We start from the raw sequence: 13,855 nt of genomic DNA, 5'->3' as shown, positions 1-13,855 counted from the left end.
CAGCTGACGGGCGGCTGACGTCGGCGCGTGACACCACGGATCGGAGCAATCCGGTTGCTGGGACCTGCCCGGCAGGTTGAGATGGGCGGATGAGCATCCGACGGGTGACCGCCGACGAACGTCTCACCACGAGCTTCCCGCTGGCCGCGTACGCCTTCGAGGCATCGCCGCTCGGTGCCGCCCGGGTCGAGGAGTTCCGCGACTACCTGCCCTACAACCAGGGCAACCGGACGCTGATCGTGGAGGAGGCCGGCACCACCCTGGCGTCCGCCTCGGCCATCGGCATGCGGCAGAACCTGCGCGGCGCGGTGCTGCCGATGGCCGGTGTCGCCGGGGTGGCCACCCATCCGCTGGCCCGCCGGCAGGGGCACGTCCGCACGCTGCTGCACCAGCTCCTCGACGAGATGCGCGACGAGGGGCACCTGCTCAGCGCGCTCTACCCGTTCCGGCCCAGCTTCTACGCCCGGTTCGGCTACGTCGGGCTACCCAAGCCGCGTACGGTCGCGTTCTCCCCGGCCGACCTCGGGTCGCTGGTGCGCGCCGAGCTGCCCGGCGAGGTGGGCTGGGAGCGGATCGCCGCCGGTTATCCCACGTGGCGGGCGTTCACCGAACGGTGCCTCCAGACCCGGCACGGCTTCTCGGTGTTCCCGGACTACCGGGCAGCCGGCCTGCGTGACCGGGACGAGCACTGGCTGGTCACCGCTCGGGTGGCCGGCGAGGTCACCGGCGCTCTCACCTACCGGATCGACGACCACGGCGGCACCCTGATCGGCAACGAACTGCTGGTCGCCGACCCCCTCGCCCGTACGCTGCTGCTCCAGTTCCTCGCCCGGCACGTCGACCAGGTCGAGCGCGTCACCGTCCAGGTCCCCCCGGACGAGTTGCCGGAGCTGTGGCTGACCGACCTGGACGTGCACGTCGAGGCGCGGGCGGGTCGACCGGGCTCGTCCGCCCCGATGGCCCGGCTGCTGTCGCTGGACGCGCTGCGCGGCCTGCCCTCCGGGCCGGGTCGGGTCCGGGTCGAGCTGACCGGGGACCGGTGGCTGGCCGGCACGCACCTGCTCGACGGTACGACAGGGGCGTTGGAACTGGTCGCCGGCGACAGCGGCCCGGCGCCGACGGCCACGTTGAGCGCGGCCGGATTGTCCGCCGTGGCGTACGGAGTGCTGGACCCGGTCGAGCTGCCGCTGCGCGGGCTCGGCGACGTGCCGGCGGACGCCGCCGCCGAGCTGCGCGGTCTCTTCCCGCGCCAGGTGCCGTACCTCTTCGCCGACTTCTGAGCCTGTCTCACACGGGGGTTTGTCGGCCCGGCTGGCGTGGGTACGGTCCGCGGAATGCCGGAGTGGTTGCAGGCGGGTGGATGGGGACTGCTGGCCGGGTCGGCCCTGCTGGTCGGGGCGGCGGTCGGCTTCTACGCCCGGGTGCCCCAGCGGATCATCGCGTCGATCATGGCGTTCGGGGCGGGGGTGCTGCTCTCCGCCGTGTCGTTCGAGCTGATCGCCGAGGCGCACGAGCAGGGCGGGATGCTGCCCACCGTGCTGGGCGCAACCGGGGGTGCGGTCGTCTACACCCTGGCCAACGTGGCTCTCGCCCGCCACGGTGCACGGCACCGCAAGCGGTCCGGTGACCAGCAGCCCTCCGAGGACGAGCAGCCCGGCTCCGGGTCGGCGCTCGCCGTCGGCGCGCTGCTCGACGGCGTACCGGAATCGGTGGTGATCGGCGCCAGCCTGCTCAGCGGCGGCGCGGTCAGCCTGGTCACCGTGGCGGCGGTGTTCCTCAGCAACGTTCCGGAGGGGCTGTCCAGCGCGGCCGGAATGCGCCAGGCCGGCCGCAGCCGGCGGTACGTCTTCCTGCTGTGGACCGGCATCGCGCTGATCAGCGGTGTGGCCGCGCTGGTCGGCAACACCCTGCTGGGCGGCGCGCCGCCGGAGGTGCTGGCCACCATCACGGCGCTGGCCGCCGGCGCGATCCTCGCCATGATCACCGACACGATGGTGCCGGAGGCGTTCGAGAACGCCCACCTGCTGGTCGGCCTCATCACTGTCGCCGGCTTCCTGACGGCCTTCGCGCTGTCCCACGCCTGAACGCGCCAGCCGCAGCCGCGAGTCCTTCCTGCACGGCGTTGCTTAGCGGCGCATTAAGCCGGCACGGCGGATTCGCCCCCGCCCCGTCGCGGCTCCTAGCATCACGGGGTGCGCATGACGTCGCTTGCCGCTCTACTCGTCCTCGGTGTCGCCACCGCGACCCTGCCCGCCTGCGGGTCCACCGATCCGGCGCCGGCCGGCTCACAGGCCAGCCCGTCGGCCACGCCGGATGCCCTCCCGAGCGGTGACCCGGGTGTCGTCGCGGCGGGTCGGGACGGTCTCGGTGGCCCCGGGGTCAGCGCGAGCCCGAAGCCGACCGCCCCGGCCGCCAAGGCGCTCGCGGCCGGCAACCCGAACGGCCATGCCAGCGTGCCGGCCGAGGCGCGCGCGCTGGACACGTCGAAGCCGACCCGGACCATCGGCAGCGGCACCCCGGCGAGCTGCACCTCCGCGGCGGTGGTGAAGGCCGTCGCCGCCGGCGGCGTCATCACGTTCAACTGCGGACCGGCCCCGGTGACGATCAAAATGACCGCCACCGCGAAGGTGCGCAACGCCAACGGTCCGAAGGTGGTGCTCGACGGCGGCGGCAGGGTGACGCTGAGCGGCCAGGGGCAGCGCCGCATCCTCTACATGAACACCTGCGACGAGGCCCAGGGCTGGACCACCTCGCACTGCCAGAACCAGGACCACCCGCAGCTCACCGTGCAGAACCTGACCTTCGCCGACGGCAACTCCACGGGCGACAAGGCCGAGGGCGGCGGCGGAGGCGCGATCTTCGTCCGTGGCGGCCGGCTCAAGGTGGTCAACTCGCGCTTCGTCCGCAACCGCTGCGACCGTACCGGCCCGGACCTGGGGGGCGCGGCCGTGCGGGTGCTGAGCCAGTACGAGAACAAGCCGGTGTACGTCGTGAGCAGCACCTTCGACGGCGGTTCCTGCTCGAACGGAGGAGCGCTGAGCAGCATCGGCGTGTCGTGGGTGGTGCTCAACAGCCTGCTGAAGAACAACGAGGCGATCGGCAGCGGCGCCAACCCGGCCAAGTCCGGCACGCCCGGTGGCGGCAGCGGCGGCGCGATCTACTGCGACGGCAACGAGTTCACCGTACGGATCTCCGGCACCGTCATCGAGAACAACAAAGCCAACGAGGGCGGCGGCGCGATCTTCTTCGTCAGCAACAACCGCACCGGGACGATGAAGATCGAGAACTCGACGCTACGCCGCAACCCGAGCGGCAAGTTCGAGACCCCCGGCTACCGCGGCATCTTCTTCCTGGGCGCCCGCAACCCCGAGGTGATCGGCCCCAAGCCGGCCTGAACCGCCTGCCGCCGAGGCCTCCTGCCGCCGGCGATCAAGAGGTTCGGGTCACCGAGGCCGTGCTTTCGGATTCGAACCTCTTGATCACCGCGTCAGTAGGGGTTCTTCTCGCCCGGCGGGTGGGCGTGCAGGAGGCCGGCGGGGCGGCCGGGCAGGGTGCGCGCCGCGGAGAGCGGCGGGCTGGGCGTGTGATCGCCACCGGCCATGCCGGCGAACAACTCCTTGAGCGCGGTCAACGCGTCGATCTTGGGTACCCAACCCAGCTCGGTCTCCGCCCGCTCGCTGGACATCAGCGGCGCGTTCAGGCCCAACTCGACCCAGCCCGCGTCCACCGGTTGCAGCCGCGCCCGCCAGGTCAGCGCCGCCGCCACCCGCAGCACCGGCGCCGCGACCGGCACCGTCCAGCCGTGGAAGTGCCGAGCCACCAGCTCCGGACTCAGCACCGGGTCCGCGGCGAGATTGAACGCGCCGCGCGCATCACCCAGAACCGCCCGGGCGTACGCGTCAGCCACATCGTCGGCGTGCACCGCCTGCATCCGCAGCCGCCGGTTCGTCGGCACCAGCGGTATCCGGCCGAAGCGCAGCAGCCGCACCGGCGCCAACGGGCCGAGGAAATAGCGAGTGATCTCCACGCCCGCGTCCCGCTGGAAGATCAGACCGGGCCGCAGTCGCACCACCCGCAGCGTGGGATGGTCCCGCTCCAGCCCGTCCAGCAGCGCCTCGACCTCCGCCTTGTGCTCGCTGTACGACGAGCCGGAGACCCCGGTGGCCGGCCACCGCTCGCTGATCGGATGGTCCTTCGGACCGGGCGCGTAGGTGCCGACCGACGAGGCGTACACAAGTGCCGGCACCCCGGCCCGCACCACCGCCTCGAACACCGCCCGGCTGCCGTCGACGTTCGTCCGGCGCAGCACCCGCTGGTCGTGACTTGGCTGGATCTGCCAGGCCAGGTGCACCACCGCGTCCGCTCCCGCGAACACCTCGGCGAGCTGCACCGAAGCTCCTGGCGCCCCGATGTCGCAGGAGTGCCACTCCACCTGGTCGTACGGTGTACCGGCATCCGGACCGGGCAACCGCCGGACCACCCCGGCCAGCTCGACGCCCCGCTCCCGGCGCAGCCGCCGCAGCACCGCCGTACCGACGTTGCCACTCGCCCCCACCACCACGATCCGCATGCCCGACCCCGTACCCGCCCAGCAGCCGGTCAACCGCCCCGCGCCGCGGGACGCTCTTGATCCACTCGGCTTACTGGAAGTCGGGGTATTTCTGGGGGCGGGACGGCCCGACTTCCTGGTACCCGAGTCGATCAAGGCCGAGGGCCGAGGTCGAGTGGGCACTGAACGCCGAGAAGCCCGCCACCTCGGGCTGTCCGGGCCGTCCGGGCACAATTGGGCTGTGGAACGTCACGATTTCGGTGCCGCGGTGCGCCAGTTGCGGGAGAGCACGGCGCCCGCGGCTGTCGGGCTGCCGATCGGTCGTCGGCGGGTGCAGGGGTTGCGGCGGGAGGAGCTCGGCGAGCTGGCGGGGATGTCCGCGGACTACGTGCGCCGGTTGGAGCAGGGGCGCAGCCATCCGTCGGCCGGGGTGGTGAACGCCATCGCCCGCGCGTTACGGGTCGGGCGGGCGGAGTACGAGCGGCTCTGCGCGCTGGCCGGGTACGCCGCCGCGGACGGGCGGGTGCCGAACGAGGTCGGTCCGGGTGCGATGCGGCTGCTGGAGCGGTTCACTGACACTCCGATGTTCGTCTCCGACGCGGCGATGAATCTCGTCGCCGTGAACAGCGCGTTCCTGGCGTTGGGGCACTGGCAACTCACCGGGCAACCCTGGGAGTGGAACATCGCGTGGCGTACGTTCTGCGACCCGTTCGACGGCTTCAAGCAATCCACTGATGACGCAACCGATCATGAAGCGATCCTCGCCGCCCGCCTGCGGAGCGCGCTGTTGCGCTACCCCGCCGACGCGTCGCTCGCCGCACTGGTGGACGAGATGCGCAGCCGAAGCCGCCTTTTCGACACCCTGTGGCGTGCGCCGCGGCCGGTGGCGGCCTACGAGAGCAGTGCCGCGTTCATTCATCCGGACGTCGGCGCCGTCACGCTCGTCGGCAGCCTGCTCGCCATTCCGGGCGACGACTTGGCGGCTCTCATGCTCACCGCGGCGCCCGGCTCGGCCGATGCGGCACGTCTCACGGAGATCGTCGGCGTCGCCGGGGCACCGACCATCATCAAGGTGGGCCAGCCCGGCCCAGGCTAACCGCGCCGGATCCTGTGAAGGTGAGTGACGTCGAAGCGGACCGCAGGGAGCATCTCTGCGTCGCACCTGCTTCGAGTTCGAAGTACATCGACGTCGCTCACAGAGGCAGGTTCAGCAATGAAGGCAGTGCGTTTCCACGAGTTCGGCGGTCCCGAGGTTCTCCGCTACGAGGACGTCGAGCAGCCCACACCCGGCGCCGGGCAGGTTCGGATCCGCGTCGCCGCGACGTCGTTCAACGGCGTCGACGGCAACATCCGGGCGGGCTACATGCAGGGCCCCATCCCGGTGGAGCTGCCGCACACTCCCGGTCTCGATGTCGCCGGCACGGTCGACGCGCTCGGTGACGGCGTGGACGACATCGCGGTCGGCGACCCGGTCGTCGGCTTCCTGCCGATGACGGGGACCGGGGCGGCCGCGGAGTATGTGATCGCGCCGGCGGAGATCCTGACGGGGGCACCCAGGAACATCCCGTTGGCCGACGCGGCGGCGTTCCCGCTGGTGGGCCTGACCGCATGGCAGGCGCTGTTCGACCACGGCAAGCTGACCGCCGGCCAGCGGGTGCTGATCAACGGCGCTGGCGGAGCGGTCGGCGGATACGCGGTGCAGCTGGCCAAGGAGGTCCGCGCCCACGTGATCGCCACGGCCAGCCCACGCAGCGCCGAGCGGGCCAAGGCTGCCGGCGCCGACGAGGTGATCGACCACACCACCACCGACGTGACCGCGGCGGTGACCGAGCCGGTCGACCTCGTACTCAACCTCGCGCCCGTCGCCCCGGAACAGCTGGCCGCGCTGGTCACCCTGGTCCGGGACGGCGGCACCCTGGTCAACACCACGGTCTGGATGCCGGCTCCCTCCGACGAGGCGCGCGATGTGCGTGGCATCGACCTGTTCGTCCGCAGCGACGCCGACCAGCTCGCCGACCTGGCCGCTCGGATCGGCACCGGCGAGTTGCGCGTCGAGGTTGCCCAGCGGGTGGCGCTGGCCGACCTGCCCGCACTCCACGCCCGGGCCGGCGCGGGTGAGCTGCCGGGCAAGACCGTCGTCCTCCCGCCGACTGCCTGACCCGTTCACCGGTGGTTCAGTCATGTCCCGGTATCTGATCCCGAGATCACCGCGGCCGTAGCAGTCCCGGCCAGCCACGGGAAAGCGCGCGAGGCGGCGGGGCTCTCCACGAGGATCAGACGAGCGGCGCCGCCGCCGGGCCGATCGAACCAACCGACCACACACCCCAGGAGACGATGACGATGATTCCCGACGACGATCCCACTCGCTCGCTGACCGTGGCGAACCCCGACGACCCCGACACGACCTACATCTCCCTGGTGGGCAACACCTACGGGATGTTGATCACGGGAGAGCAGACCAACGGCGCGTACTGCCTGATCGACATGCGCGTCCCCGACGGTGGCGGGCCGCCGCCGCACCGGCACGACTTCGAGGAGATGTTCACGATCCTTGAGGGCGAGATCGAGTTCACCTTCCGCGGCGAGAAGCACGTGGTGCGGGCCGGCTCCACGATCAACATCCCCGCCAACGCACCGCACAACTTCCGCAACACCTCCGGTGCGCCGGCCCACATGCTCTGCATGTGCACCCCGGCCGGGCAGGACGAGTACTTCACCCGGATCGGCGACGTCGTCGCGGGCAAGGACGCCCCGCCGCCGCAGCTCTCACCGGACGAACTCGCCGAACGCCGCCGCCGCGGTGCCGAGCTGGCCTCGACCTACCGCAGCGAGTTCCTGTGACCAGCCGGGGCACACTCGACCGCCATTGTCCGAGCACGGTGCGACCGGAGAAGTCCGCGTTCTCCCAGCTCACATGCCGTTGGTGGGCCGCCTGGGACTCGAACCCAGAACCTAAGGATTAAAAGTCCTCAGCTCTGCCATTGAGCTAACGGCCCGCTGCGCTTCAGGCTACCCGACCTCCTGTGCCCGGGTTGATGTCCGCCCCCGCCCAGACGAGCGATGCTGATCTACGCCCGCCGCAACTCCCGAGCCGTTCTGGGCGGCAGCCGCTCGCCCACTGACTCGGAGTCACGGCGCATCGGGTGCACTGTTGGAGACCAGGGATCGACGACTCGCTTGCGGGCCCCACGGCGTATCGATCGAGCGGTAGCATCGCGCGTCGGAGCGCAGTGGTGCGGTGACAGAGGGAGCAACGAACCGTCATGTCCTTCGTGCCCCCACCGCCGACGAGCCGCCACTGGACCTTCACCGCCATCGCCACCGCGCTCGGCACGCCGGCTCTGGTGTGGGGCGTCGACCGGTTGTACCGGTCCACAGACCGGTGCCTGCGGGCGCACGGATCGTCGATGGGCGATCCGGAGGGCAATATTCCGGACGCGTGCTCGGGGACCAGCGCGCTCCTGACCCTGCTGGTGCTGATCGCCGGCGCCTATGTGGCGGCGACGGCGATCACCGGGTTGTGTGTGGGGATAGCGGAGGGGCGCCGTCGGCGCGGCTTCGGCCATCGGCGCTGGCTCACCGTCACCGTCGTCGGTGTCGCCGCTCCGTGGGCGCTGGCCACCTACGCCGTCGGCTACGGCATCGGCCGGCTGCTCCGGCCCCCGGCCGTCGACACCTCGTGGGCGGACGGTCGTGACGCCGCGCGTCGTACCCTCGAATTCCTCGCGCAGGGCGGACAGCCGGGCGCTGTGCCCACTCCTGGATTTTTCACCGAGGAGCCGGTCTACCTGGATGCCCGGCTGCACTACGCGCGGCACTACGGCGCAGCGGTCACCTACCAGCAGACCTCCGCGTTGGCGTTCGGGTCAACGGCCTTTGTCACCGGCGCCCTGCTCGCCAACGCCATCGGCAACAGCAGCGCCCGCTCCCGGGCGGAACGCCTGGCCCGTCCACAGTGGCGCGACCACGAACTCACCCGGGTCGTGCTGACCCCCTCCAGGACCTGGTGCTACTCATTCGGACGGTGGCTGTCGTTCGACCACACCGGCGTCATCGAATACCACCTCGACGCGCACGGCGTGGTGCTCCTGTTCGCCGACAGCGAGCCGCTGCGCCTGAGCGGGCCGGCCGCGTGGCTGCACGCGATCTTCTTCGCGTACTTCCGCTTCGGCGCCCCGGCACTGACCACGGCGACGTTCCTCCTGCCGATTCGTGCCGGGCAAGCCGCGCCGGCGTGATCCGGAGATCGCGTCATTCGCGGCGGGCGGGGCCGCGGAAGGCGTACGTCACAAGGCCCGTGACCGCGAGGACGGCCGCGGCCACCGCCGCGGGACGGCTGGTGTGGGGCTGGCCCGGCCAGGTGGCGAGGGCGCCCCACGTGCTCGACTGCGGGAACATGGCGGCGACGACCGCCCAGCCGAGGGGGAGGAACCAGGCGCGGGTCACGCCGGCGACCGTCGCGCACAGTGCGGTGAGTCCCAGCAGGCCGGCGGAGTCGCGGACCACCAGGGCGGCCGGGCCGAAACGGGCGCCGGTCGGCTGGGTGGCGAGCAGCACGACGAGTACGAGCGCCAGCGCAGCCAGCAGATGCACGGCTCGGCGCCATGGCCAGCGCAGTGCGGCGGTGCGTTCCAGGTCTTCGTCCGGGCCGGCCAGCGTGGTCGACAGGACCGCCACCATCAGCATGACCGTCAGTACGACGAGCAGGAGGATGGCGTCGCGCTCCGGGGAGAGGGTCAGCCACAGCGCCCAGATCAGGGCTGCGCCGCCGACGGACGCGGCGAGTGCCAGGGGTACGCGTCGTGCGCGGAGGTGCAGGGTCATCGGGACAGCAGTCCGGTGGTGTCCCGGCAGGCCAGGATCGCGTCGCGTACCGCCGTCACGCGGGACAGCGCCTCCGGTGCGGGCAGCTTCTGCAGGCCCTGCCACAGCGTGACCGCCTCGGCGTTGAGCTGCGGATCCTCCTCGATCATCCCGGGGATTACACCGACGTCGGAGACCGGCTCGCGGCCGAGCAGGTGGTAGGCGGCGGCACGTTCGACAGCCGCGTCGCGCTCGCAGTCCGGGCCGCCGTACCCGGCGCCCAGGCCGAACACCATCTCGGGGACCACAGCGTCGGGATGGGCCAGGCCGCCGTGGTCGTCGATCCGGACGTCGATCGTGACGATGTCGGCGTCGAGGCCGGGCACGTCCCCAATGAGGTAGGCACGCCTGTCCTCGTGCGCCTGCGTGGGGGCATGCGGCATCTTGGCAAGGGTGGACAGGCCCTGGCGGGCGAGTGGGGTCAGCGCGTCCAGCACGTTTGCGTGGACCCGGGTGACGCAGACCTTCGGCGCGTCGTCGGTGCAGACGAGTTCGCGGGCGACCGGGTCGATCGGTGCGACGAGGGCTGCCTCGTCGCGGGGGACGATCGCCGCCGCGGCACCGAAGCCGAGCAGCACCGGCAGCGCGGCGGCCGCGAAGGCCCGGGGGCCGCGGGCGACCAGCAGCAGTACGCCGGTCAGCGCGAGCCCGCCCATGAAGATGGCGAGTACGGCGGTGACCCGTGGGTCGATGGTCTGGAACGGGTAGAACGGGGTGCTGCCGTAGGCGGGGGACATGATCGCGCCCATCCAGTCCGGCCGCATGATCGCGGTGAAGAAGACCAGCAGCACACCTGCCACGGCGAGCACGGGGGCGGTCACCAGGGCGGGCAGCAGTCGCCCGAGGCCCAGGCCGAGCCAGGCCGCCGCGGCCAGGGAGAGCGCGCCGACAAGCATGATGGCGACCACGTCCGGCGGAAAGTACGCGGCCGTCGAGGCGATCCGCATGCCGCCCGCGCCGACCACGAGCAGGAAGGCGAGCCCGACCGAGGCCCCCATCGCGACGAGGACCGGCAACATCCGACGGGCGCGGGACCGGGGTGTGGTGGCAAACAGTTCGCCGACCTTGGCCCGGTGCTCGCGGCGGCCCTGCCACGCTCCGGCGGCCAGCGCGATCGGCCAGAGCAGGACCATGTACTCCTTCGTGGCCAGCGCGAGGTCCATCCAGCCCGCCGACCAGCGTCCCGGTGCGATGTAGAGGGCGGCGACGCCGACCGCCAACGCGATCAGGGCCGCGCCGGCCGCGGCGGAGCGCCGCAGTTCGATCCCCAGGACGGTCATCGGACGACCTCCGCGTCGTGGCCGCGGAGCAGCGCCGAGTAGCCGCGTTCGGCGGGGCTGTCACCCGGGTGGCGTTCGTCGCCCTGGGCGGCCAGGGCGGTGGGTGTGCCCTGCCACACCAGCCGACCCTCGTTGATCAGCACGACCTCGGTGCAGGCGGCGACCACGTCCTCGACGAGGTGGGTGGAGACCAGCACGCAGGCGTCCGTGCCCAGGTCACGCAACAGCTCGCGCAGGTCGAGGCGCTGTTCGGGGTCGAGGCCGACGGTCGGCTCGTCCAGCAGCAGCACCTGCGGGTCGTTGACGATGGCCTGGGCGACGCCAGCCCGACGCAGCATCCCGCCGGAGAGTGTCCTGAGGCGGGCGTCGGCCTTGGCGCTGAGCCCGACGCGGTCGATCGCGCGCTGCGTGGCCGCCGGGATGTCGGGCTTCGGCATCTCCTTCAACCAGGCCAGGTACGACACGAACTCACGCACGGTGAACCGCGGGTAGTAGCCGAAGTGCTGCGGCAGGTAGCCCAGGGATCGGCGGGCCTGGCGCAGATCGGCGCGACCGTCGACTGAATTGCCGAGCACTGTGAGTCGACCTCCGGCCGGCTTGAGGACCGTGGCGAGGGCACGCATCAGCGTCGTCTTGCCCGCCCCGTTGCGCCCCAGCAGGCCGTGGACGCCGGCGCCCAGGCTCAGGTCGAGCCCGTCGACGGCCAGGTGGCGGCCGGCCCGCACCTTCAGGGCTTCGGCGTGGATGGCCCAGGGGTGGATGGTGGGGGCCGTTTCGGCAGTGCTCACCGCTCGCATGGTGGTTCCCTTCAGAACGAGGTGAGGCGCCGGAAGCTGTTGGCGCGCAGGACGGTCAGGGCGGCCAGCACCACAGTGACGATGGCCCACCCGCCGGTGGCCGTCGGCCGCAGGAGCACCGGCAGTTCGGCGGTGGCGAGGCTGGGCGCGACCACGGCGGCGGCCCAGGCCGCCATCAGACCGATCGCGGCGCGGCGGACGCCGACGAGGGAGCCGAGCAGCAGCGTCGCGGCGGTGAAGGCCAGGCACGGCAGCAGCAGCAGCGCGGGGTTCGCCCGGCCGGGCCCGAGGGCGGCGAACGCGGCGAGCACCGGGATCACGAGGACGAGCACCGCTGCGGTACGTCGCAGCAGCATCGTCAGACCGGCCGAGGGGGTGCCGATGACAAGCTCCCAGGCCGGGTCGCCGCGTCTGCTCCAGGCGGCCGCGACTCCGGGCAGCGGCGCCAGGGGCGCGAGCAGCAACACGATCGACGGCAACTCGGACAGGGAGTACGAGAGCAGGGTCGCGGTGCCGAGCACGCCGGCGGTCATGGCGACCCACGGCAGCAGCGCGGCCACGAACCAGCGCTGCCGCACCGGCGTACGGAAGAGGGTCCTGGGTCGTGGGGTGGGGCCGGCGGCGATCGCGCTGTCGACGGCTGCCGCGACCTCGACGATCAGGGCGCGCGACTCGGCAGTGGTACTGCCGGCCAGGCGGGCGCGGCAGTCGGCGCAGCTCTCCAGGTGCACCTCGATGGACCAGACGGTCGCCTCGTCGAGGCCGGGGTCGCCGTCGGCGTAGCGGTCGATCTCGTTCAGGGTGGGATGGACTGTCATGACAGGGCCTCCCGCAGGACGATCCGGGCGCGGCGGATCCGGGACTTGACGGTGTTCTCGGGTACGCCCAGCAGCACGGACGTCTCGCGGACGGTGAACCCGTCGAGGACCGTTGCCCGCAGCACCGCGCGGACCTCGGGCGGCAGCACGGCGAGGGCCTGTTCGAGTTCCTGCCCGACCCGGCCGGCAAGCACCTCGTCCTCGGCGGCGGGCGCGACCGTCTCGACCGGATGCACCTGCGGCATCCGGGCCTGCCGGGCGCGACGGCGGAACGCGTCGACCAGGCGGTGCGCGGCGATGGTCCACAACCAGCCGACGGCGCTGCCACTGACCTGGTCGCCGGCGAAGCTGCCGGCCGCCCGCCAGAGGGTCAGGTAGGTCTCCTGGAGGACGTCGGCGACCACGTCCGGGTCGGCGCACCGACGCCGCAGCCGCACCTCCAGCCAGGGCGCGGTACGCCGGTAGAGCTCGTCGAAGGCCCGCCGGTCACCGCGGGCCACGCGGCGTACGAGTTCCTGCTCGTCGGCCGCGTCCAGACTTCGTCTCACATGGGGTAAGACGACGACCCCCTCGCGATCGGGTCCCGAGCCGGTGTGACGGCCGTCACCATTGTCGGCCGGTCGGGCGGCAATGGCTGCGGGCCGAGGGTCCGGTCCGGGAGAGCCGCTGGTGCTCTGCGACCTGACCGCACGGATGCTCGAGCAGGGGCTCTACCTGCTCGGCATACGGCGTCGACGGGATGTGCGACCGGTCATGCGGACTCGGTTCCGGTCGACGTGCGGGCGTAGGTCAGGAACAGCGCGCCGCTGTCGAGGACCGTGTGCTCGGTCAGGTGCCAGGTACGTGGAGCGAAGATGGCGTCGCGGCCGAACAGCGGAATGCCGGTGCCGACGGTCAACGGAGCGAGCTTCACGATCAGCTGGTCGATCTCGGGATAGAGGGCGCCGGCGAGGGTGCCGCCGCCGATCACCCAGATGTCCTTGCCGTCGTGCCGCTTCAGTTCCCGTACGGTGGCGATCGGGTCCTCGGACACGACCTCGACGGCCGGGTCGGGACTTCCGTCCATCGTGCGCGAGAAGACCAGGTGGCGCAGGTGCGGGTAGGCGTCGGACACACCGGCCTGCAACCCCACCTCGTAGGAGTGGCGCCCTTCCAGAACGGTGTCGAACCGGCTGCCCTCGTCGGTGATGCCGAACGCCTGCCTCGCCGGTCCGGGCAGGGTTTCCGGATATTCGGCGACGAGGTGGCGCAGGTAGTCGTCCGGAATCGGCCAGAACCCACCCGGGCCGGTGGGGTCGGCGCCGTCGGGACCGGCGATGAAGCCGTCCAGGGTGGAGGCGATGTAATACACGAGCTTGCGCACGACCATCTCCCTGCTCGAGTCACCCGGATGGTGCCCGCGGCCTGCGCGGAGACGTCCGGACTACAAGATCAATCCCTGTAGCTTGTCAGGTGCGGCTCAGGCATGTCGACTTCGACGTCGCCTTCAGCCGGCTGCGGGCCGCGGCTCCGAGAGGCCAGCAACGACCTGAGCCGAGGCTGACGTGG

14 protein-coding genes and 1 tRNA gene are annotated in these 13,855 nt (G+C 71.8%); 7 read left to right on the top strand and 8 right to left on the bottom strand.

All coding sequences use genetic code 11. The annotated features are described in order from the left end of the window. The first annotated feature begins 89 nt into the window (after positions 1-89). The 3 genes from AB0K10_RS08550 to AB0K10_RS08540 all read left to right on the top strand — a co-directional run bounded on the left by AB0K10_RS08550 (position 90) and on the right by AB0K10_RS08540 (position 3,395). Positions 90-1,280, top strand: a complete 1,191-nt coding sequence (locus AB0K10_RS08550; protein WP_363681247.1) for a GNAT family N-acetyltransferase — start codon at positions 90-92, stop codon at positions 1,278-1,280. A gap of 54 nt (positions 1,281-1,334) precedes the next feature. Further along, positions 1,335-2,084, top strand: coding sequence for a ZIP family zinc transporter (locus AB0K10_RS08545; protein WP_363681245.1), 750 nt, complete (start codon positions 1,335-1,337; stop codon positions 2,082-2,084). Positions 2,085-2,198: 114 nt separating this feature from the next. Continuing rightward, positions 2,199-3,395, top strand: a complete 1,197-nt coding sequence (locus tag AB0K10_RS08540) for a hypothetical protein (protein WP_363681439.1) — start codon at positions 2,199-2,201, stop codon at positions 3,393-3,395. A gap of 92 nt (positions 3,396-3,487) precedes the next feature. Here the strand turns inward: AB0K10_RS08540 and AB0K10_RS08535 are convergent, their stop codons facing one another. Further along, on the bottom strand, positions 3,488-4,570 hold the full coding sequence (locus tag AB0K10_RS08535; protein WP_363681243.1) for an NAD-dependent epimerase/dehydratase family protein: 1,083 nt from the start codon (positions 4,568-4,570) through the stop codon (positions 3,488-3,490). 220 nt (positions 4,571-4,790) lie between these two features. Between AB0K10_RS08535 and AB0K10_RS08530 the strand changes: the two genes are divergently transcribed. The 3 genes from AB0K10_RS08530 to AB0K10_RS08520 all read left to right on the top strand — a co-directional run bounded on the left by AB0K10_RS08530 (position 4,791) and on the right by AB0K10_RS08520 (position 7,390). Further along, a complete protein-coding gene (locus AB0K10_RS08530; protein ID WP_363681241.1) occupies positions 4,791-5,645 on the top strand; it encodes a helix-turn-helix transcriptional regulator in 855 nt (284 codons plus the stop codon). A 117-nt stretch (positions 5,646-5,762) separates the two neighbouring features. Then, positions 5,763-6,707, top strand: coding sequence for an NADP-dependent oxidoreductase (locus AB0K10_RS08525; RefSeq protein ID WP_363681239.1), 945 nt, complete (start codon positions 5,763-5,765; stop codon positions 6,705-6,707). Between the two features lie 176 nt (positions 6,708-6,883). Further along, positions 6,884-7,390, top strand: a complete 507-nt coding sequence (locus AB0K10_RS08520; protein ID WP_363681237.1) for a cupin domain-containing protein — start codon at positions 6,884-6,886, stop codon at positions 7,388-7,390. Between the two features lie 80 nt (positions 7,391-7,470). Here the strand turns inward: AB0K10_RS08520 and AB0K10_RS08515 are convergent. Beyond that, positions 7,471-7,545, bottom strand: a tRNA-Lys gene (locus AB0K10_RS08515). Positions 7,546-7,812: 267 nt separating this feature from the next. Here AB0K10_RS08515 and AB0K10_RS08510 point away from each other — a divergent pair. Continuing rightward, entirely contained in the window at positions 7,813-8,787 is a 975-nt protein-coding gene (locus tag AB0K10_RS08510; protein ID WP_363681235.1) for a hypothetical protein, read from the top strand. A 13-nt stretch (positions 8,788-8,800) separates the two neighbouring features. Here the strand turns inward: AB0K10_RS08510 and AB0K10_RS08505 are convergent, their stop codons facing one another. The 6 genes from AB0K10_RS08505 to AB0K10_RS08480 all read right to left on the bottom strand — a co-directional run bounded on the left by AB0K10_RS08505 (position 8,801) and on the right by AB0K10_RS08480 (position 13,670). Next, positions 8,801-9,373: a hypothetical protein gene (locus AB0K10_RS08505; RefSeq protein ID WP_363681233.1), complete on the bottom strand. Its 573-nt coding sequence runs from the start codon at positions 9,371-9,373 to the stop codon at positions 8,801-8,803. Continuing rightward, positions 9,370-10,692, bottom strand: a complete 1,323-nt coding sequence (locus AB0K10_RS08500; RefSeq protein WP_363681231.1) for a hypothetical protein — start codon at positions 10,690-10,692, stop codon at positions 9,370-9,372. Before AB0K10_RS08500 ends, AB0K10_RS08505 begins: the two co-directional genes overlap by 4 nt. After that, complete coding sequence (locus AB0K10_RS08495; RefSeq protein WP_363681229.1) at positions 10,689-11,489, bottom strand: ATP-binding cassette domain-containing protein; 801 nt, start codon at positions 11,487-11,489, stop codon at positions 10,689-10,691. The genes AB0K10_RS08500 and AB0K10_RS08495 overlap by 4 nt, the downstream gene beginning before the upstream one ends. 11 nt (positions 11,490-11,500) lie before the next feature. Then, positions 11,501-12,307: a zf-HC2 domain-containing protein gene (locus AB0K10_RS08490; protein ID WP_363681227.1), complete on the bottom strand. Its 807-nt coding sequence runs from the start codon at positions 12,305-12,307 to the stop codon at positions 11,501-11,503. Beyond that, positions 12,304-12,855, bottom strand: a complete 552-nt coding sequence (locus AB0K10_RS08485; RefSeq protein ID WP_363681226.1) for a sigma-70 family RNA polymerase sigma factor — start codon at positions 12,853-12,855, stop codon at positions 12,304-12,306. The genes AB0K10_RS08490 and AB0K10_RS08485 overlap by 4 nt, the downstream gene beginning before the upstream one ends. Positions 12,856-13,058: 203 nt before the next feature. Next, positions 13,059-13,670: a dihydrofolate reductase family protein gene (locus AB0K10_RS08480; protein ID WP_363681224.1), complete on the bottom strand. Its 612-nt coding sequence runs from the start codon at positions 13,668-13,670 to the stop codon at positions 13,059-13,061. Between the last annotated feature and the right edge of the window lie 185 nt (positions 13,671-13,855).

Source organism: Micromonospora sp. NPDC049274 (genome assembly GCF_040678875.1).
Lineage (GTDB): Bacteria > Actinomycetota > Actinomycetes > Mycobacteriales > Micromonosporaceae > Micromonospora.
Note: the sequence above shows the minus strand (reverse complement) of the source record. Positions and strands in the feature narration are given on the sequence as shown.

Bases quoted from the DNA above. Each gene is read 5' to 3' on its own strand.
- AB0K10_RS08505 (WP_363681233.1), bottom strand. From the start codon at position 9,373: ATGACCCTGCACCTCCGCGCACGACGCGTACCCCTGGCACTCGCCGCG.
- AB0K10_RS08495 (WP_363681229.1), bottom strand. From the start codon at position 11,489: ATGCGAGCGGTGAGCACTGCCGAAACGGCCCCCACCATCCACCCCTGG.
- AB0K10_RS08490 (WP_363681227.1), bottom strand. From the start codon at position 12,307: ATGACAGTCCATCCCACCCTGAACGAGATCGACCGCTACGCCGACGGC.
- AB0K10_RS08545 (WP_363681245.1), top strand. From the start codon at position 1,335: ATGCCGGAGTGGTTGCAGGCGGGTGGATGGGGACTGCTGGCCGGGTCG.
- AB0K10_RS08520 (WP_363681237.1), top strand. From the start codon at position 6,884: ATGACGATGATTCCCGACGACGATCCCACTCGCTCGCTGACCGTGGCG.
- AB0K10_RS08525 (WP_363681239.1), top strand. From the start codon at position 5,763: ATGAAGGCAGTGCGTTTCCACGAGTTCGGCGGTCCCGAGGTTCTCCGC.
- AB0K10_RS08550 (WP_363681247.1), top strand. From the start codon at position 90: ATGAGCATCCGACGGGTGACCGCCGACGAACGTCTCACCACGAGCTTC.
- AB0K10_RS08540 (WP_363681439.1), top strand. From the start codon at position 2,199: ATGACGTCGCTTGCCGCTCTACTCGTCCTCGGTGTCGCCACCGCGACC.
- AB0K10_RS08535 (WP_363681243.1), bottom strand. From the start codon at position 4,570: ATGCGGATCGTGGTGGTGGGGGCGAGTGGCAACGTCGGTACGGCGGTG.
- AB0K10_RS08500 (WP_363681231.1), bottom strand. From the start codon at position 10,692: ATGACCGTCCTGGGGATCGAACTGCGGCGCTCCGCCGCGGCCGGCGCG.
- AB0K10_RS08510 (WP_363681235.1), top strand. From the start codon at position 7,813: ATGTCCTTCGTGCCCCCACCGCCGACGAGCCGCCACTGGACCTTCACC.